The organism is Streptomyces sp. NPDC030165, from assembly GCF_055573595.1.
This window is the reverse complement of record NZ_JBVIBD010000021.1, coordinates 1-17701: the sequence shown is the minus strand read 5'-3', so window position 1 is coordinate 17701 and position 17701 is coordinate 1. Positions and strand designations below refer to the sequence as shown.

At 73.7% G+C, this 17701-nt stretch carries 19 protein-coding genes; 12 read left to right on the top strand and 7 right to left on the bottom strand.

Annotated elements, in window-relative coordinates; all coding sequences use genetic code 11:
* Positions 1–87 precede the first annotated feature (87 nt).
* Positions 88–1455: an alkaline phosphatase PhoX gene (locus ACZ4Z1_RS31910; RefSeq protein ID WP_468490141.1), complete on the top strand. Its 1368-nt coding sequence runs from the start codon at positions 88–90 to the stop codon at positions 1453–1455.
* Positions 1456–1468: 13 nt separating this feature from the next.
* Here the strand turns inward: ACZ4Z1_RS31910 and ACZ4Z1_RS31905 are convergent, their stop codons facing one another.
* The 4 genes from ACZ4Z1_RS31905 to ACZ4Z1_RS31890 all read right to left on the bottom strand — a co-directional run bounded on the left by ACZ4Z1_RS31905 (position 1469) and on the right by ACZ4Z1_RS31890 (position 4181).
* The gene (locus ACZ4Z1_RS31905; RefSeq protein WP_468490140.1) at positions 1469–1666 is read right to left on the bottom strand and encodes a hypothetical protein; all 198 of its coding nucleotides are present in this window, start codon (positions 1664–1666) and stop codon (positions 1469–1471) included.
* Positions 1667–1775: 109 nt separating this feature from the next.
* Positions 1776–2444 carry an ABC transporter gene (locus ACZ4Z1_RS31900; protein ID WP_468490139.1) on the bottom strand — a complete coding sequence of 223 codons (669 nt, stop codon included), beginning with the start codon at positions 2442–2444 and terminating at the stop codon, positions 1776–1778.
* Positions 2441–3433 (bottom strand): ABC transporter ATP-binding protein, encoded by a 993-nt coding sequence (locus ACZ4Z1_RS31895; protein ID WP_468490138.1) that lies wholly within the window; start codon positions 3431–3433, stop codon positions 2441–2443. The genes ACZ4Z1_RS31900 and ACZ4Z1_RS31895 overlap by 4 nt, the downstream gene beginning before the upstream one ends.
* A gap of 70 nt (positions 3434–3503) precedes the next feature.
* Positions 3504–4181 carry an AIM24 family protein gene (locus ACZ4Z1_RS31890; RefSeq protein WP_468490137.1) on the bottom strand — a complete coding sequence of 226 codons (678 nt, stop codon included), beginning with the start codon at positions 4179–4181 and terminating at the stop codon, positions 3504–3506.
* 86 nt (positions 4182–4267) lie between these two features.
* On the opposite strand from ACZ4Z1_RS31890, the gene ACZ4Z1_RS31885 reads away from it, so the two are divergent.
* Positions 4268–5029, top strand: a complete 762-nt coding sequence (locus tag ACZ4Z1_RS31885) for a peptidyl-tRNA hydrolase (RefSeq protein WP_468490136.1) — start codon at positions 4268–4270, stop codon at positions 5027–5029.
* A gap of 79 nt (positions 5030–5108) precedes the next feature.
* Here ACZ4Z1_RS31885 and ACZ4Z1_RS31880 read toward each other — a convergent pair whose 3' ends face one another.
* The gene (locus ACZ4Z1_RS31880; protein ID WP_468490135.1) at positions 5109–5579 is read right to left on the bottom strand and encodes an ArsI/CadI family heavy metal resistance metalloenzyme; all 471 of its coding nucleotides are present in this window, start codon (positions 5577–5579) and stop codon (positions 5109–5111) included.
* 79 nt (positions 5580–5658) lie between these two features.
* On the opposite strand from ACZ4Z1_RS31880, the gene ACZ4Z1_RS31875 reads away from it, so the two are divergent.
* From ACZ4Z1_RS31875 to ACZ4Z1_RS31865, 3 genes are read left to right on the top strand one after another with little or no spacing between them, the layout of a single operon-like run.
* Complete coding sequence (locus ACZ4Z1_RS31875; protein WP_468490134.1) at positions 5659–6057, top strand: ArsR/SmtB family transcription factor; 399 nt, start codon at positions 5659–5661, stop codon at positions 6055–6057.
* The gene (gene arsB / locus ACZ4Z1_RS31870; protein ID WP_468490133.1) at positions 6054–7145 is read left to right on the top strand and encodes an ACR3 family arsenite efflux transporter; all 1092 of its coding nucleotides are present in this window, start codon (positions 6054–6056) and stop codon (positions 7143–7145) included. The genes ACZ4Z1_RS31875 and arsB overlap by 4 nt, the downstream gene beginning before the upstream one ends.
* Positions 7138–7545, top strand: coding sequence for an arsenate reductase ArsC (locus tag ACZ4Z1_RS31865; RefSeq protein WP_468490132.1), 408 nt, complete (start codon positions 7138–7140; stop codon positions 7543–7545). Before arsB ends, ACZ4Z1_RS31865 begins: the two co-directional genes overlap by 8 nt.
* Before the next feature lie 117 nt (positions 7546–7662).
* Here the strand turns inward: ACZ4Z1_RS31865 and ACZ4Z1_RS31860 are convergent, their stop codons facing one another.
* On the bottom strand, positions 7663–8028 hold the full coding sequence (locus tag ACZ4Z1_RS31860; RefSeq protein ID WP_468490131.1) for a darcynin family protein: 366 nt from the start codon (positions 8026–8028) through the stop codon (positions 7663–7665).
* 171 nt (positions 8029–8199) lie between these two features.
* On the opposite strand from ACZ4Z1_RS31860, the gene ACZ4Z1_RS31855 reads away from it, so the two are divergent.
* The gene (locus tag ACZ4Z1_RS31855; RefSeq protein WP_468490130.1) at positions 8200–9210 is read left to right on the top strand and encodes a LysR family transcriptional regulator; all 1011 of its coding nucleotides are present in this window, start codon (positions 8200–8202) and stop codon (positions 9208–9210) included.
* Here ACZ4Z1_RS31855 and ACZ4Z1_RS31850 read toward each other — a convergent pair.
* The gene (locus tag ACZ4Z1_RS31850) at positions 9199–9906 is read right to left on the bottom strand and encodes a nuclease-related domain-containing protein (protein WP_468490129.1); all 708 of its coding nucleotides are present in this window, start codon (positions 9904–9906) and stop codon (positions 9199–9201) included. The two genes, ACZ4Z1_RS31855 and ACZ4Z1_RS31850, sit on opposite strands and share 12 nt — an antisense overlap.
* Before the next feature lie 128 nt (positions 9907–10034).
* Between ACZ4Z1_RS31850 and ACZ4Z1_RS31845 the strand changes: the two genes are divergently transcribed.
* The 6 genes from ACZ4Z1_RS31845 to ACZ4Z1_RS31820 all read left to right on the top strand — a co-directional run bounded on the left by ACZ4Z1_RS31845 (position 10035) and on the right by ACZ4Z1_RS31820 (position 17531).
* Positions 10035–10736 carry a LysE family translocator gene (locus ACZ4Z1_RS31845; RefSeq protein ID WP_468490128.1) on the top strand — a complete coding sequence of 234 codons (702 nt, stop codon included), beginning with the start codon at positions 10035–10037 and terminating at the stop codon, positions 10734–10736.
* Positions 10737–10928: 192 nt separating this feature from the next.
* Positions 10929–12281: an MbnB/TglH/ChrH family RiPP precursor modification enzyme gene (locus tag ACZ4Z1_RS31840; protein ID WP_468490127.1), complete on the top strand. Its 1353-nt coding sequence runs from the start codon at positions 10929–10931 to the stop codon at positions 12279–12281.
* A 5-nt stretch (positions 12282–12286) separates the two neighbouring features.
* Positions 12287–13339, top strand: a complete 1053-nt coding sequence (locus ACZ4Z1_RS31835) for a TIGR04222 domain-containing membrane protein (protein WP_468490126.1) — start codon at positions 12287–12289, stop codon at positions 13337–13339.
* A 231-nt stretch (positions 13340–13570) separates the two neighbouring features.
* A complete protein-coding gene (locus ACZ4Z1_RS31830; RefSeq protein WP_468490125.1) occupies positions 13571–14371 on the top strand; it encodes a DUF4142 domain-containing protein in 801 nt (266 codons plus the stop codon).
* Between the two features lie 24 nt (positions 14372–14395).
* Entirely contained in the window at positions 14396–15703 is a 1308-nt protein-coding gene (locus ACZ4Z1_RS31825; RefSeq protein ID WP_468490124.1) for a DUF1996 domain-containing protein, read from the top strand.
* A 196-nt stretch (positions 15704–15899) separates the two neighbouring features.
* Positions 15900–17531 (top strand): alpha/beta hydrolase, encoded by a 1632-nt coding sequence (locus tag ACZ4Z1_RS31820; RefSeq protein WP_468490123.1) that lies wholly within the window; start codon positions 15900–15902, stop codon positions 17529–17531.
* Positions 17532–17701: the final 170 nt, after the last annotated feature.

The following is a 17701-nucleotide window of genomic DNA, read 5'->3' as shown; positions in this document are numbered from 1 at the left end:
TAGCCGCGCGCGGCCGGTTCCCGGCGGCCGACGTGCGTGGTACACACATGCGGGTCACATCACCTGTCCGCCAGCAGGGAGTTGCCCATGTCCGCGACACGTCGTCAGGTCCTGGCAAGAACCGGTGCGCTGGGCGTATCGATCGCCTTCGCCGGCAGCGTTCCCGAGATGTTCGCCGGCACCGCCACCGCACAGAGCGCGGGCCGGCACGGCTACGGCCCTCTGATACCCGACCCGGCGGGTCTGCTCGACCTGCCGAAAGGATTCCGGTACCGGGTGCTGTCCCGTGAGGGCGCCCCGCTGCCCTCCGGCGAGGGCCGAATACCGGGCAACCACGACGGTATGGCGGCCTTCCCCGGCCGCCACGGCCGCGTCCACCTCGTACGCAACCACGAGAACCGCACCAGGTCGCGGGTCCCCGTCCCCGCCGTCGACGGCCTGACCTACGACCCGGCGGGCGAAGGCGGCTGTACGGCGCTGGAGGTGGACCGGCACCACCGCGTCCTGTCCGAGCGCGTCGCCATCGCCGGTACCTCCACCAACTGCGCGGGCGGGCCCACCCCGTGGCACACCTGGCTCACCTGCGAGGAGACCGAAGTGCGGGCGGGCGAGGACGGGCACACCAAGGACCACGGCTTCATCTTCGAGGTCGACCCGTACGATCCGCGCCGCACCGGCGCCGTACCGCTGACCGCGATGGGCCGCTTCCAGCACGAGGCCGTCGCCGTCGACCCGAGGAACGGCACGGTCTACGAGACCGAGGACGCCTTCGACAAGCCGTTCGGTCTCTTCTACCGGTTCCGGCCCGCCAAGCCGCTGGGCGGCCGGGGCTCCCTGCGGGCCGGCGGACGGCTCCAGGCGCTGCGCGTACCGGACATGAAGGACCTCTCCACCGTCCAGGAGACCGGCACCAGCTTCGACCGCGTGGAGTGGGTGGACGTCCCCGACCCGCTCGCGCGGCAGACCCCCATCCGTTTCCAGGACTTCGGGCCGCGCGGCATCACCCATGCGCAGAAGCTGGAGGGCTGCTACTGGGGCGGCTCCAGCGTCTACTTCGTCTCCAGCTTCGCGCGGAGCGCCGACGGTTCGGCCGCCGACCACTACGGCCAGGTGTGGCGGTACGACCCGGCCGCGCGCCGCCTCACGCTGGTGGTCGTCTTCGGCCCGGACACCGACGTACAGCTGCCCGGCGAGTCCCCCGACAACATCTGCCTGGCCCCCGGCGGCAGGCTGATGGTGTGCGAGGACGGCGACGGGGCGCAGCACGTCTTCGGCCTGACCCGGCACGGCGCGGTGTACCCGGTGGCACGCGGCCGGCAGAACATCGGCACACCGGAGAAGCCCGAGTGGGGCGAGTTCGCGGGCGTCGCCTTCTCCCCCGACCACCGCACGATGTACGTCAACTGCTACACGCCGGGGACGACATTCGCGGTCACCGGGCCCTGGGAGGACTGAACCGGGCCCGCTCCTAGCCGGAGCAGGCCGAACGCTGGGCCTCCAGCCACTCGCAGTGCGGACACAGCAGCGCACCGGGCCGGTCGGCGGGGTGTTCGGTGGGCTCGCCGCAGTGCACACAGTCCGCGAAGGGCGGGCCGCCGGTCTTGTCGGCCGTGCGGCCCGCCCCGTCGTCCGTCCTGCTGCTCTGCTCTTCTTCGGTGCCCGGCATACAGCCGATTTTACGGGCGGGGGCGCGGGCGTACGGACGCGCAGGTGTGCGGACACACGGGCGTACGGAGTGTGCGGGCGTCCGGACAGACGTGCCGCAGGCGGGCTCGTCAGCCGCGGCGGGAACTGAGGCGGCAGGCCACGGCCGTGGCGGCGGCCGCGATCAGCGCGCTGGAGAGCAGGGGGAGCCAGGGCAGGGTGATCGTTCCGTGGGCGGAGCCGGTGACCAGGCCGGTGACGGCGGCGTTCGCGGGCGAGGCACCCGTGATCAGCAGCAGGAACGCGGCGAGCAGCCCGGACAGGACCGACCAGCCGGTGCTGCGCAGCACCGGCCAGTTGCAGAGCGCCCCGACGGCGGTGCCGAGCAGGACGCAGACCAGCCCGGCCGGCAGCCCGGCGCAGGCGGCGGCGAGCACGGGGACGGCGGTCCGGTGGTCGGAGGCGTGCGGGTCGGCGACGAGCGAGATGTACGCCGTACCCGCGCAGGCCAGGAACACCGCCGACAGGCTCCCGGTCAGTACGGCGGCGAGGTGCGCCCTCCCGGGGCCGGCAGCCGCCGCCGTGCAGGTACGGGCGGCCGGCGGCTCGTTCGTGACGCAGATCCGGCACAGCCACGCGGCGAGGGGCAGCAGCCCGAACGCGGCGACGCCGTACGAGTCGAGGATCGGCCCGCCGGCCTGCACGCCCACGGCGAGGAGGGCGGCGTACAGGAGGACCGGCGGCAGCCAGCGGTGCGACCGCAGGAGCAGGGCGAACTGGTAGCGCACGAGCGGGATCACGGGTACCGGTTTTCGTGTGCGTTCGGGCCGGGGGCGGGCGGGGGCGGCGCCGTGGGTGATGGCGGTGCTGCCGGTGACGGCGGTGCCGGGGTGACCGTGCCGATGTGCCAGGGCGGGTGCGCCGTGAGCAGGGCGCGCAGCAGCGCGTCGGAGTGGGCGGCGGGGACGGTCAAACGGGCCGTCGTACCGTCCGGGCCGAGGGTGATGCGGGGACTGCCCGGAAGGCCGGCGAGGACGGGCGTCGTGGGGTCGGGCACGGCGAGGTCAGGTGCGGCGAGACGTCCGGCCCTGCCGGGGACCCCGGCCTCGATGACCACCTGAGGGCCTGGCGGCCGCACCTTGTGGACCCCCGACGGGCCCGCGTCCGTCCCCGCCCCGGCCGGGAGCCGGTCCAGGCCGTCGGCCGTGACGCGGTACCGCGCGTCGGCCGCGCCCTCCAGCCGGCGCGGGTCGTGGTCGACGAAGACGACCGTGCCGCCCGCCGCGACGCGCTCGGCCACGGCCCGGTCGAGGACGTCGCGGGCGGCCGGGTCGAGGCCCGTCCAGGCTTCGTCGAGGACGAGCAGTTCCGGCTCGGCGAGCAGGGCCTGGGTCAGCGCGACCTTCTGGCTGGTGCCCTTGGACAGCTCGGCGAGCGGCGTACGGGCCTGACCACCGGCGCCGAAACGTTCGAGCCAGCCGGTGGCGCGGCGGGCCGCCTCGGGGCCGCGCAGGCCGTGCACCCGCCCGAGGTGGGTGAGGTAGCCGACGGCGGTGAACGGGAGGACGGCGGGGAAACGTTCGGGTACGTACGCGCTGCGCGGGCGCCCGGTGACGCGGCCCTCGCTGGGCACGTCGATACCGGCCACGATCCGCAGCAGCGTCGACTTGCCGCTGCCGTTGTGGCCTTCGATCCGTACCAGCGACCGCCGCGGCAGACGGAGGTCGATGTCGCGCAGCACCCACGGCCCCCGCGCCCCGTAGCGCCGCCCGACCCCTTCCAGTCTCATCGGCTCCCCGCCGTCGCCTTCGTCCTCGCCGTCCTGCCCACGGTCGTCACCCTGCCCGCGGTCGTCGCCGTCAGTTCCCGGCGGTCCGCTCGGGGCGCAGCTCGCTGGGCCGTACGATCACGAAGCCCTCGCCGTCCAGCCGCAGTTGCACGGCCTCGCCGGATCCGCCGCGCAGCATCGAGCCGAGGCTCTGCGAACGGTGCAGTGAGGTCTTCAGCGACGCGGTCCACCCGACCACCGCGTCGGTGTCGACGAACACCGGCGCCTGCGGCGACACGGGAATGACGATGGGGTTGCCCTCACAGACCACGCCCAGTCGTCCGTGACCGGTGAAGACGGAGTTGAACAGGCCGCCGCCGGTCATCCCCGCACCCTTGACGGTGGAGATCTCGTAGGACAGGGACGGGTCGAAGCACAGCACGTTGCGGCCGTTGATCGTGATGCCGTCGCCGGGGGCGAGGTCGACGACGAAGCAGTTGGCGGCCTCGTGCGCGAACCAGACCTCGCCACGGCCGCGCACGGCCATCAGCGCCAGGCCCTCGCCGGTCACGGCCCGCTTGAGGAACTTGCCGACGCCCTGCCCCTGCTTCTCGAACTGCAGGTCGCCGCGGTAGGCGACCATCGAGCCCTGGCGTGCGAAGCACTCACCGTCCACGGCGTACTTGATCGACTTGGCGTTCTGCAGGGTCATGCCGGGCGCGGAGGCCGGCGTGACCACGTTCTCGGAGGCGAAGAGGTCACTGTGCATAGGGAGGATCATCACCCGGAACGTTTCGCTCCGCCAAGGCGGTGGCCCGCGCCGCGGCGTTCCGGGCTGCTGGCACACTGGTCCGTGTGACCAGCACCGATCTCGCCGGACCCGGCGATCCGACCGACGCCGCGACCGACGCGCCCCGCCCCTCGGGGACCGGCCGCGACGCCGCCCCGGAGTACGCCCTCCCCCTCGTCGTACGGATCGAGCGGGACGGACCGCCCGCCCTCACGGACGCGTTGGAGACCGCGGCACGGGCCGTGCTGGTCCTGCTCTCGGACGAGCGGGCGACGGGCGACGGCGCATGGGCCGCGGCCGTACGCGGCTGGGAGGACGCCCGTATCCGCAAGGTCGTGCGCCGGGCGCGCGGCGCGGAATGGCGGCGCGCGGAGGCGCTGCCGGGCATCACGGTGCGCGGCGGGAGCGCGGAGGTCCGCGTCTTCCCGCCGGTGCCGCTGGACGGCTGGCCCAAGGACCTGGCCCGCCTCCAGGTCTCCGGCACCCACCTCGACGACCCGTACGAGCCCGCCGCCCCCGCCACCGATGCCCCGGTGCTGTGGCTCAACCCGGACCTGGACATGTCGGCGGGCAAGGCGATGGCCCAGGCGGGTCACGGCGCGCAGCTCGCCTGGTGGGACCTGCCCGAAGCCGCCCGCGCGGCCTGGCGCGAGGCCGGCTTCCCCCTGTCGGTGCGCCCTGCCCCGGCCCACCGGTGGCCCGAGCTGACGCGGAGCGGCCTGCCCGTGGTGCGGGACGCGGGGTTCACGGAGATCGCACCCGGGAAAACGGTCGCGGTCGAGGGTGGCAGTCGCTTGTGCCCTCTCCCTAGCGAACGACGACCGTAGGGCGCCGGCACCCGACTGCCGTTCCGCGCGTCGCCGCGGGCTCGCGACGACGCGCGGGGCCCATGCCGTGACCGGCGCATCAGCTCCCGCAGGCGCAGACCGCGGCGGGGGCGGTGCCGGCCGGCTCGCCGGCGCAGCAGGTGTCACCGGCAGCGTCGGGGCCGGCGCTCTTGCCGAGGGTGTCGGCGTCGGCCTTGACGACGTAGACCTCCCACGGCTCCTTGCCGGGGCCGTGCACCCACACCTTGTCCTGCAGGGCGTAGCAGCAGGAGGTGTCGTTCTCCTCGAAGGTGGCGAGGCCGGCGTCCTTGAGGCGGTCGGTCGCGGCCGTCACCTGGTCCGTGGACCCGACCTCTACGCCGAGGTGGTCGAGGCGGGTTTCCTGTCCGGGCTCGCCCTCGATCAGCACGAGCTTGAGCGGCGGTTCGGCGATGGCGAAGTTGGCGTATCCCTCGCGGCGCTTGGCCGGTTCGGTGCCGAACAGCTTCGCGTAGAAGGTGATCGACGCTTCGAGGTCACTGACGCGCAGGGCGAGCTGTGCACGGGACATGGTGCGTCTCCGATCGGCTTGCATTGATGTCTGTCGATTCAAGGTTGCTTCCTGGATCGAAGGGCGTCAACATAGAAGCATGTCGAATCAAGAGTTCGTGGTGCTCGACCGGAGCAGCGGGGCCGACGCCTGCTGCTCCGGGCTGCTGACCGCACCCCTCGACGAGGGACAGGCCGTGGAGCTGGCGAAGGTGTTCAAGGCGCTGGGCGACCCGGTGCGGCTGCGCCTGCTCTCGATGATCGCCTCGCGCGCCGGCGGCGAGGTCTGCGTCTGCGACCTGACCCCCGCCTTCGACCTGTCCCAGCCGACGATCTCGCACCACCTCAAACTGCTTCGGCAGGCCGGCCTCATCGACTGCGAGCGGCGCGGCACGTGGGTCTACTACTGGCTGCTGCCCGAGATGACCGACCGCCTCGCGGGCATCCTGACGCGCCCCGCCGGCGAGCCCCTGCCCGCGCCCGCCGGGGCGGCCTCGTGAGCGCCGCACCCGAGCAGGCGGTCGCCGGCCGCCTGACGTTCCTCGACCGCTACCTCGCCGTGTGGATTCTCGCCGCGATGGCGCTCGGCCTCGGCCTCGGCCGCGTCGCGCCCGGACTCGGGGACGCGCTCGCCAAGATCACCGTGACCGGAGTATCACTGCCGATCGCGCTCGGCCTGCTCGTGATGATGTACCCGGTCCTCGCCAAGGTGCGTTACGACCGGCTCGACACCGTCACCCGCGACCGCCGCCTGCTGCTGCCCTCGCTGCTGCTGAACTGGCTCGTCGGGCCGGCGCTCATGTTCGCGCTGGCGTGGCTGTTCCTGCCCGACCTGCCCGAGTACCGTACGGGCCTGATCATCGTGGGGCTGGCGCGCTGTATCGCCATGGTGATCATCTGGAACGACCTGGCCTGCGGCGACCGCGAGGCCGCCGCCGTCCTGGTCGCGCTGAACTCGGTGTTCCAGGTGATCGCGTTCTCGGCCCTCGGCTGGTTCTACCTGTCCGTACTGCCCGGGTGGCTCGGTCTGGAGCAGGCGGGCCTCGACGTGTCCGTGTGGGAGATCGCCCGAAGTGTGCTGATCTTCCTGGGAATTCCGCTGGTCGCCGGCTACCTGACGCGCCGGATCGGCGAGAAGGCCAAGGGCCGCGCCTGGTACGAGGCGAAGCTGATTCCGCGGATCGGGCCGTTCGCCCTGTACGGGCTGCTCTTCACCATCGTCGTCCTGTTCGCGCTGCAAGGTGACGCGATCACCTCGCAGCCGCTCGACGTCGCCCGTATCGCGCTGCCGCTGCTCGTGTACTTCGCTGTCATGTGGGCCGGCTCGATGGCGGCCGGCCGGGCCGTCGGCCTCGGCCACCCGCGCGCGACGACGCTCGCGTTCACCGCCGCGGGCAACAACTTCGAGCTGGCCATCGCGGTGGCCATCGCCACGTTCGGCGCGGCTTCCGGGCAAGCGCTGGCCGGCGTGGTCGGGCCGCTCATCGAGGTGCCGGTGCTGATCGGCCTCGTCCACGTCGCGCTGTACGCCCGCCGCTTCTTTCCCGCCTCCGCGCCCGTGACCGAGGAAGCCCCCGCCCATGTCTGACGCCGCCCTCCCCTCCGTACTGTTCGTCTGCGTGCACAACGCCGGCCGCTCCCAGATGGCCGCCGCGTTCCTCACGCACCTTGCGGGCGACCGCGTACAGGTGAGGTCCGCCGGGTCCGCCCCTGCCGACGCGGTGCATCCGTCCGTCGTCGCGGCGATGGCCGAGGCGGGCGTCGATGTCTCTGCCGAGGTGCCCAAGGTGCTCACCGTCGAGGCCGTGCAGGCATCCGACGTCGTGATCACGATGGGCTGCGGTGACGCCTGCCCCGTCTTCCCCGGTAAGCGGTACCTCGACTGGCGGTTGCCCGACCCCGCCGGACAGGGCGTCGAGGCCGTACGCCCCGTCCGCGACGAGATCAGGACGAGGATCGAGGCGCTGGCCGCAGAGCTGTCGCCTTGACGTGGTGCAGGTGAGAGCAGAACGCTGCCGGGGCGGTGACACGGCCCGGGAACGGGCCGGCGCCCCCGGCCGCTCGGGGCCGCGAGGCGCCGGTGGTCGCCCGGAGCGGGCGGTGTATCAGGTGGTTATGGTCGCCACGGGGTCGACGCCGTAGGTGCGGGCATAGCCGTTCTCGGTTCCGACGAGGATATCGACGATCTCGAAGTAGCGGTCCCAGAACGGGGTTTCCCGCAGCGCGTCGATCAGGAGCTGGTACGCGTCGTGGTCGTCGGCCTCCCAGACCCAGACGTCGGTGACGCGGGTGGAGTAGAACTCCGTGTCGTAGAAGCGCGACCGGACGCCGGTGGTCCTGGCCTTGACCACGGACATCACCTCGGTGCTCAGGGCGTCCACCCGCTCGTGCGGGGTCATGGCCAGCCACTCGGGTGTGGTCTTGATGAGCATGAAGGCGGTGACCACCGGGGCGGTTTCCTGTGCGGACATGATGGGTCCCTCCGAAAGGGCAGCTGAGGACGGTCGTGAAGGCCGGATGACGACGGTCGTGACGACGTCGTGGGCCGTACCGGATCGGTACGTCTCCATCCTGCGAACGCCCAGGCGTTGCCACAATGGGAATGTCAGCAAGGGATCATTGCCTGAAATGGAATTACGCTGGTGAACAGTCCGGACCCGGTCGTCGACGCCCACCTCGCCGTCGCGCTGAACGCCCTGCTGACCGAGCAGAGCGTCACCCGCGCCGCCGCGCGCCTGCACACCTCCCCCGCCGCCATGAGCCGCACCCTCGCCCGGCTGCGCCGCGTCCTCCAGGACCCGCTGCTGGTCCGGGCCGGACAGACCATGGTCCCCACCCCCCGCGCCCAGGCCCTGCGCGACGAAGCCGCCACCGTGGTGCGCCGCCTCGGAGCGCTGCTCACCCCCGGCACCGGCGTCGACCCCGCCACCCTGCGCACCACCTTCACCCTCCAGACCGCCGACCTGGTCGCCGCGGCCCTGGCCCCCGGGCTGCTGCGGCTGGCCCGGCAGGAGGCGCCGGAGGTCTCGCTGCGCTTCCGGGCCGAAGAGCTGGAAGCCGGACCGGCCCTCCGCGACGGCCGGATCGACCTGGAGATCGGGGCCATCGACCACATCGACCCCGAGACCCGGGTCGAGGATCTGGTCACCCTCCGGATGACGGCGGCCGTCCGGCCCGGCCACCCCCTCACCGAAGGGGAGCTGACCCCGGCGCGGCTCGCGGCCGCCGAACACGTCACGGTCAGCCGCCGCGGCCGGTTCACCGGCCCCCTGGACACCGCCCTGGCCGAGCGGAACCTGCACCGGCGGGTCGCCGCCGTCCTGCCCAGTCATGTGGCCGCGATGTCCCTCACCGCCCGCAGCGACGTCGTCTGCCTCGTCCCCACCGCGCCGCCCGGCGCCGCCCCCTCGCCCTTCACCGACGCCGCCACCGCGCTCGGCCTGCGCCTCCTCGACATTCCCCTGCCCCTGCCGCCGGTGACCATCGGCATGGCCTGGCACCCCCGCCACGCCGCGGACGGCGCCCACCACTGGCTCCGGGACGCCGTGCGCCGGGCCGTTCGGGCGCCGGGGGCTCGACCGGCTGATGCGGCGGGGGCGGCCGCGGAGGCTGCGGAAGCCGCGGAGGCCGCGGGTCTTCCGTCAGGCCCGTAGCCAGGTACGGCGGTTGCGGGCGACCGTGTAGACGCGTTCGACCCGGTCCGGGGCGAGCACCCCGCCGAGCCGCCCGAGCAGCGGTACGTCCCGTTCGTCGCGTATCACCCGTACGTCCCGCAGGGCCGGATCCAGCTCCACGTCCACCGCGCCGACGAACGCCAGCACCGGCCGCGTCTCGACGCGGAACCGGCAGCCGCGGGTCAGCACGTACGCGGCGCGCCGGGCGTCCTGCCGGCACTCGCGGACGTACGGCCGCGCCTCGTGCCCGCGGCCGATGTGCACGGCGTCCTCCCCCACCCGCACCCGGTCCCCGCGTACGTAGTGGGTGCCGACGCACAGCACACCGCCGGGCCCGATGAGCAGGTGCCCGATGACCGTCGCGGGCGGCAGGGGAACGGAGTGGATCACGTACCAGCCGCCCGCCGTCAGCTGGTCCAGGGCCGTGCCGACGGCCTGTTCGCCGAGGAGCTGCCGGTGCCAGGCGTCCTGGGGCGGGCGCCGGCCGAGCAGGCGGGCGCACCACAGGGCCGCCCTGGCGCGCGGCCGCTCGGCGAGGCGGACCCGCAGGTCCTCCCCCGGACGGTTCGGGGCGAGGTCGTCGTCCGGCGGCAGGAACAGCCGGTCCGGGTCGCTCGCGTACCGCGTCTCCTGCTTCCCCTCGTCCGCTCCGGGCCCGGGACGGATGTCGCTCATACCCATCACCCCCCGATGGCCATGGGAGCAGGCGCCCGGCCCCCGGGCAAGAGGTACGCAGCAGTGCGCGGGCGTACGAAGGGGTGCCGGGGAAACGTTGGCCGGAGGACGACGTACGGTTACGTCCTGTGTTCTCCTCCCTTCTTGGTTTCACCGCGGTGGCCGTCCTGCTGACCGTCTCGCCGGGGCCCGACTTCGCCGTGGTCCTGCGCACGTCCCTCGGTTCGGGGCGGCGCCCGGCACTGTGCGCCGCGCTCGGCATCTCGGCGGGCTGCTTCGTGTGGGGGCTGGCCGGGGCGGCCGGGCTGACCGCCATGCTCTCGGCGTCCCAGACGGCGTACGACGCGCTGCGCATCGCCGGCGCGCTGTACCTGATGTGGCTGGGCTTCCAGGCACTGCGCAGCGCCCACCGCTCCGCGAAGGCGGCACGTGAAACCTCGGATCCGGCCACGGCGGGTGTCTCCAGCCAGGACCGAGGTCACGGCTTCGTCGCCGGTGACGGTCCGGCCGGCCCGGCCGACCGGCAGTCGCCCCTCCAGGCGTTCCGTACCGGGCTGCTGACGAATGTCCTGAACCCCAAGGTCGGGGTCGTCTACATGTCCTTGCTGCCGCAGTTCGTCCCGCACGGCGCGCCGGTCGTGGCCACGACGCTGCTGCTGGTCGCCGTGCACGTCGCGCTGGGCGTCGTCTGGCTGGGCGGGATCGCCCTGGCGGTGCACCGGGCTCGCGCCTTCTTCCAGCGCCCCCGCGTCCGCCGGCGCATGGACCAGGCCACCGGCGGAGTCCTGCTAGCGCTGGGCGCCGCGGTCGGCGTCGAGACCGCCCGCTGAGCCGCCGGGCCTCGGCAGGCCGCCGTCGGGACCGGGCGGGTCATCGCCGGGCCGGCGCGGGCCGGCGCCGGGCGCGGCACGTCGCAAGCTCAAATCATGCTCTGAACCCGCGCCCTCCGGGGTTGGCCCGGCCCCTGGACGGCGATGAGTACCCGACACCACGGGGGTGCACGAGTGGGAGGGGGAACCACCATGGAACAGCTCGGAACGGGCATTGGCTGGCGGCCCGAGATCGCCGGCGGGATCGCGGACCTGCCCGGCGTGGACTGGGTGGAGGTCGTCGCCGAGAACATCTGTCCCGGTCATCTCCCACCCGCCTTGCACGCGCTGCGCGAACGGGGCACGACCGTGGTGCCCCACGGGGTGTCCCTGGGGCTCGGCGGCGCCGAGCGCCCGGACCCCGGCCGGCTGGCCGCACTCGCCGAACGCGCCGAGGCGCTGGGCGCGCCGCTGGTCACCGAACACATCGCGTTCGTACGGGCCGGGGGCCCGCTGACCGCCTCCCCCGCGATGGAGGCGGGCCACCTGCTGCCCGTGCCGCGTACCCGCGACGCCCTGGACGTGCTCTGCGAGAACGTCCGGATCGCGCAGGACGCGCTGCCCGTGCCGCTCGCCGTGGAGAACATCGCGGCGCTGGTCAACTGGCCCGGCGAGGAGATGACCGAGGGCCAGTTCCTCGCCGAACTGGTCGAGCGCACCGGCGTACGGCTGCTCATCGACGTCGCCAACCTCCACACCAATCATGTGAACCGGAACGAGGACCCGGCCACGGCACTGGACGAGCTGCCGGTCGAGGCCATCGCGTACGTGCACGTGGCGGGCGGGACCGAGCGGGACGGGGTCTGGCACGACACCCACGCCCACCCGGTGACCCAGCCCGTCCTGGACGTGCTGGCCGAACTCTGCGCCCGCGTCACCCCGCCGGGCGTCCTGCTGGAGCGCGACGAGAACTTCCCGGAGACCGGCGAACTCGCCGCCGAACTCGACGCGATCCGCACCGTCCTGAAGGAGGCCCCGCCCCCGGCACCGCTCCGGGTGCCCGGAGCGGCCGTGCCGCGCGGCGCGGCCGCGACCGCCACCACGGCCACGGCCACCACCGCCGCATCCGCCACGGCCACCGCCGCCTCCACCGACGCCGCCCGTCAGCGGCTGGCCGTCGCGCAGACCGCGCTGCTCTCCGCGCTGGTCGCCGGGACACCGGCGCCGGAGGGCTTCGACCGGCGGCGGCTGCTCGTCCAGAGCCGGGCCCTGGCCGCCAAGCGGGCCTCCGTCGTCGCCAAGATCGCGCCGGAGCTGCCGGAGATCCTCGGTGCGGACTACCGGCCCGGCTTCCTCGCTTACGCGCATCACCGGCCCCTGCGCGGCGGCTACCGCCAGGACGCCATGGACTTCGCCGTCCACCTGCTGGCCGAGGGCCGGCCCGCCGGCCCGGACGCCCGCCGCCGGCTGACGCAGTGGTGGCGGGACCGGGCCGGGCCCAGGCCGCCGGGCGGTCCGCTGCACCGCCTCGCCCGTGCCGTACGACGCTCTCTGCCCCGGAGGTGAAGGACATGTCCGCTGTTCTCGTGACGCTGGCGGTCGTCGCCTCCTCACTGCTGCTCGTCGTCCGTACCGTCCGCGTCGTCCTGGCGACGCCCCGGCTCAAGGTCTTCGGTCCGCCCGACCCCGACCTCTGGGAGGCCGCCTTCCTCTCCGGCGGCCCGGCGCGGGTCGCGGACGCGGCGATAGCCGGGATGCACCAGGACGGCCGGCTAGCCGTGGGCGGGCCCGGTGTGGTGTCCGTACGGCAGGCGGTGGCGTACGACCCGGTCGAGACCGCCGTACTGGACTCGCTGGCGCGGACCCCGGACGGGGCGCTGGACACCCTGCGCCGCCATGTCATGCGGGCCCCCGTGGTCCAGGCCATCGGCGACCGGCTCGCGAAGCGCGGTCTGATGCGGCATCCGCGCACCGGCCGCCCCTGGCGCCTCTTCGCCGGCTGGCAGGCCGGCATCTGTGCGGCGGGCTTCCTGCTCGTCCTCCTCTTCACCCTCACGGGAGCCATCACCGGCGCGGCGCCGGACGTCCCGTTCGTCATCCGGATCCTGCCCGCGGCCCTCCTCGGCACCGTGGCCGGCGTGGTCTGCCGGAAGGTACTGGGACGGCGGGTCACCCGGGCCGGTGTCTCGTCACTGCGGACGTTCCGCAGGGCGAACGCGGCGCGCCTGGTGAGCGACCCGACCCAGTCCGCCGCTCTGATCGTGGCGCTCGGCAGCACCGCGCTGCTGGTGGACGACGCGCTGCGCGACCACCTCTTCGAGGCGCAGCGCTCGATGGCGGGCGCCTCCGCCGGGGCGTACTCCGGCTCCGGCTCCTTCGGCACCTCGTCGACCGCTTCGTCGAACGCGGCCTGCGGCTGGAACGTGCCGGACGACAGCTCGCACACATCCTGGTGCGGGTCGTCGTGCGGCGGCGGGCCGGGGGCGGGCTGCGGCAGTTCGTCGTCCGGCGGCGGAGGGTCGTCCTGCGGCGGGGGCTCGTCGTGCGGCAGCAGCTCCGGGTCGAGCTGCGGCAGCAGTTCCTCCTCTTCCTGCGGCGGTGGTGGCGGCTGCGGCGGCAGCTGAGCCGCGGAGCGCCGGCGGTGCCCGACACCGCCGCGACGCCCGGAGCCCCTGACAAGGCCGGCGTCCCCGCCCCGCCCGCCGCCCCTCGCCCCAGGGGCGCCTGATACGCCTGGCGCCCCTGGGCAACCGGTCAACGTACCAGCGGCCAGGGGCCGTTGACGGGGCTTCCCCGAACGGGGGACGGGATCAGCGCAGGGCGCACTAGCGTGCGGTGCCGCACCAGGAGGCACCATGCGATCCGTAACCGGCACCGGCCTCGTCGTCGCCGCGCTCGCCGCGACGCTCGCGGCGCTGCTCTTCCCGATCTGGTCGTTCGCCGACAGACCGGGCGCGGGCGGGGACGTCAACACCCAGACCGTCGCCACCTCGTTCGGCCCGCTGTCCGCACTCGACCGGGACTTCGTCAACCGCGTACGGCTGGCGGGCCTGTGGGAGCTGCCCGCGGGCCAGCAGGCCCAGCAGCGCGGGACCGTGCCTGCCGTACGGGAGGCGGGTGACCACCTCGTCGACGGCCACGCCTCACTCGACCGGCACGTGCGCGAGGTGGCCGCGCAGCTCGGTCTGGCGCTGCCCGACCGGCCCAACGCCCAGCAACGGCAGTGGCTGTCGGAACTGAGCGCCGCGCGCGGGGCCGCGTACGACCGCAGGTTCGCGAACATCCTGCGGCTGGCGCACGGCAAGGTCTTCACCGTCGTCGCGCAGGTCCGCGCGACCACCCGCAACTCGCTCGTGCGCGCTCTGGCCGACGACGCCAACCGCACGGTCCTGGACCACATCTCCATGCTGGAGCGCACCGGCTTCGTCGACTTCGACGCGATCGCCGAGGACGCGGCCACCTCCTCTCCACCGCCGAGCCCCTCGGCCCCGCCACCGTCCCTCGACGCGGCGCCCGCCACCTCGCCGGCGCCGGTCACACCGTCAGCGACGTATTCGCTGCCTCCGCCCGCGACGCCACCCGCCACCGCCACCGGCGGCGCCACCAGGGCCCCGGATCCCTCCGAGTCCTCCGGCGACCGGCGTCAACACCCCTGAGAGAACGGGAAGAAGTGATCGCCCATGCCCGACCACCGTCGCTCCGGACAGCCCGAGCCCCCGAAGCCACCCCGCCCTTCTCCGCCGCCGCGGCCGTCGCCGCCCTCCCCGCAGCCCCCGCGGCACCGGCGCCGGCTCGGCACCAAGCACCTCGTGCTGATCGCCCTGCTCGCCGTGCTCGGCTCGGCCGGCACCTTCGTCTCCGTGACCGGAAATGCCTCGGCTCACAACGCCACTCCCCCGTCCGGGTCCGCGCCCGCTGGTTCGTCATCTTCACCGTCGTCACCCAGCGTGACACAGCCCACTGACAACGCCTCCGCGAGCGCCCCCGCCACGGGCTCCGCCGGGCCGTCGAACGCCCCCGCCGACGCTCCCGACGGACCCGCAGGCCCCACCGACACCGGCACGTCCGCCGGCTCCGGCGACCCCTCCGGCACCGGCCAAAGCGTCCCGGCGGCCGGTGACTTCGCCGACATCCGCTCCGTACGCCCCGGCCCGCAGCCCCCGAGCAACGGACGCGACGCGTCCACCGGCACCTTCACCAGCAACTGCGGCCGCAACGAAGAGCGGCACCACAACCCGGACAACTTCATCGTCACTCCGGGTGTCGCCAACGGCGCCCACCACCTCCACGACTACGTGGGCAACCGCTCCACCGACGCCTTCTCCACCGACGACTCGCTCCGTGCAGCCGGCACCACCTGCGACCGTGGCGACAAGTCGACGTACTTCTGGCCCGTACTGCGCCGCCTGAGCGGGCAGGACGGCCCGAGCAGCGGCAACGGGCAGGATCCGGCGGACGGGAACGTCGGCCAGGTCCTGACGCCCCGCTCGGTCTCGCTGACCTTCCGCGGCAGCCCGGCGGGCAAGGTCGCCGCCATGCCCGAGGGCCTGCGCGCCATCACCGGCGACGCCAAGGCGTTCACCAACGGCACCGCCAACGCGCGGGCGCAGTGGACCTGCACCGGCTTCGAGAACCGGCGCCTGACCGACAAGTACCCGCTGTGCCCCGGGGGCAGCCAGGCCGTACGGCTCCTGGACTTCCCGAGCTGCTGGGACGGGGCGAACAAGGACAGCGCCGACCACCGCACCCACCTCGTCTTCCCCGACCGGGCCTCCGGCCGCTGCCCCACCGGCACCAAGGCCGTGCCGCAGCTCCAGATGCGGCTGACCTACGCCGTGCCGCCCCGGGCGCGCGCCTTCGCCCTCGACAGCTTCCCCGAACAGCTGCGCAAGCCGGTGACCGACCACGCCGACTTCGCCAACTTCATGCCGCGCGGCCTGATGGAGCGTGCGGTGCAGTGCATCAACTCCGGCCGCCGCTGCCGGTGAGGAACACGGGACCGCATCCACGCAAGGCTGTACGAGCCGAACGGCCGTGACGCCCGCACCGCGCTCCACTCGTTGGGGGCATAGCTCCCGACACCGGAGCGCGGTGCTTTACAAGCCCAACCCTCGTCTCAACTATCCCTTTTGTATGCGCACCGGTTGTCCGCGCACCGGGCGCCTCCATACGAAGGGACGGCTTGTGAAAGCAGTAGCGCTGTACGGCACCCTCGGGTCGCTGGTCCTGACCGCACTCGTCGCCGTCCCCGCAGGCGGGGCCCAGCCGGACACGGCCGAGGCCCCGGCGCCCGCGCCGCCCCGTATCGCCTTCGGCCGCTGCGCCCCCGAGGAGCACCTGCCGGCCGGTGTGGAGTGCGGCCGGCTCGCCGTCCCGCTGGACTACGCCCGCCCCGGCGACAAGAAGATCAACCTCACGGTGAGCCGGGCCCGCGCCACCGGCTCCCCCAAGGAGCGGCAGGGCGCGCTCGTCTTCAACCCGGGCGGCCCCGGGGCGTCCAGCATGAACTTCCCGCTGTACGCGAAGGTGGAGCGCTGGCGGAAGACGGCGCGGGCGTACGACTTCGTCGGCTACGCGCCGCGCGGTGTCGGGCGCTCGGCGCCGCTGACCTGCCAGGACCCGGCCGAGTTCGCGAAGATCCCGAGTGCGAGCCCGCGGCACCCCTCGGAGGCGTTCAAGCGCAAGAAGTTCGCCGAGGCGAAGGCGTACGCGCAGGGCTGCGCACGCAACGCCGGGCCCGCGCTGCGCCACTACACGTCCGCCAACAACGCCCGTGACCTGGACATGCTGCGCGCCGCACTGGGCGAGAAGAAGCTCACGTACATGGGCGCCTCGTACGGCACCTACTTCGGGGCCGTGTACGCGACGCTCTTCCCCGGTCACGTGCGCCGGATGGTCTTCGACAGCGTCGTCAACCCCGACCCCCGGCAGATCTGGTACCGCAACAACCTCGACCAGAACATCGGCTTCGAGCGCCGCTGGCAGGACTGGGGCCGCTGGGTGGCCAAGCACCACAAGGTGTACCGCCTGGGGACGACACCGCAGACGGTGCTGCGCACGTACGACACCGTGCGGGAACGGCTCAGCCACCGGCCCCTGGGCGGCAAGGTCGGATCGGCCCAGCTGCAGGCGGCCTTCCTCAAAACGGGCTACAACGACGCGTACTGGCCGGGACGGGCCGCGGCGCTCGCCACGTACGTCAAGGGCGATCCCAGGCTGCTGCTCAAGCAGGCGACGCCGCAGCCGGGCGGCGAGAAGGCGGACGAGAACGGCAACGCGGTCTACACGGCCGTGGAGTGCAACGACGGGCTGTGGCCGCGTGACCTGCGGGTCTGGGACCGGGACAACACCGCGAGCGCACGCATCGCGCCCTTCGAGACGTGGGACAACGCCTGGATGAACCTGCCGTGCGCATTCTGGCCCCGCTACACGCCGCGGGGCGCCGTCCAGGACCCGATGCGCTACTCGCAGGACGTGACCGACGCGGCCCTTCCGCAGGCGGGCGCGCCGCACCGACCGGTCGACGTGCGGACCGCGCCGGGCGCGCTGCCGCCGGTGCTGCTGCTGGCCGCGGAGCGGGACGGCGCGACGCCGCACTCCGGCGCGGTAGAGCTGCGGCGCCGGCTGCCCGGCTCGGCGCTGGTGACCGAGCGCGGCGCGGGGACGCACGGCGTCTCGTTCGGGACGAACACCTGCGCGAACCAGCATGTGGAGCGGTACCTGCTGACCGGGCGGACCCCGGCCAGGGACACGTTCTGCGGGCCGCGCGCGGAGCCCAAGCCGCTGATGCCCGCCAAGAAGCGCGGAAGCAAGTAGCACGGCGTACCGCTCCGCGGAAGGCCGGGTCCCGGAAGGACCCGGCCTTCCGCGCCGTCCCGGGGGGGGGGGGGGGGGGGGTTTGGGGGGGGGGGGGGGGGGGGGGGGACGGGGCGGGGAAGGTGAGAGAAAAGGTAAGGGGAAGAGGGGTTGCGCATGGGGGGGGGAGG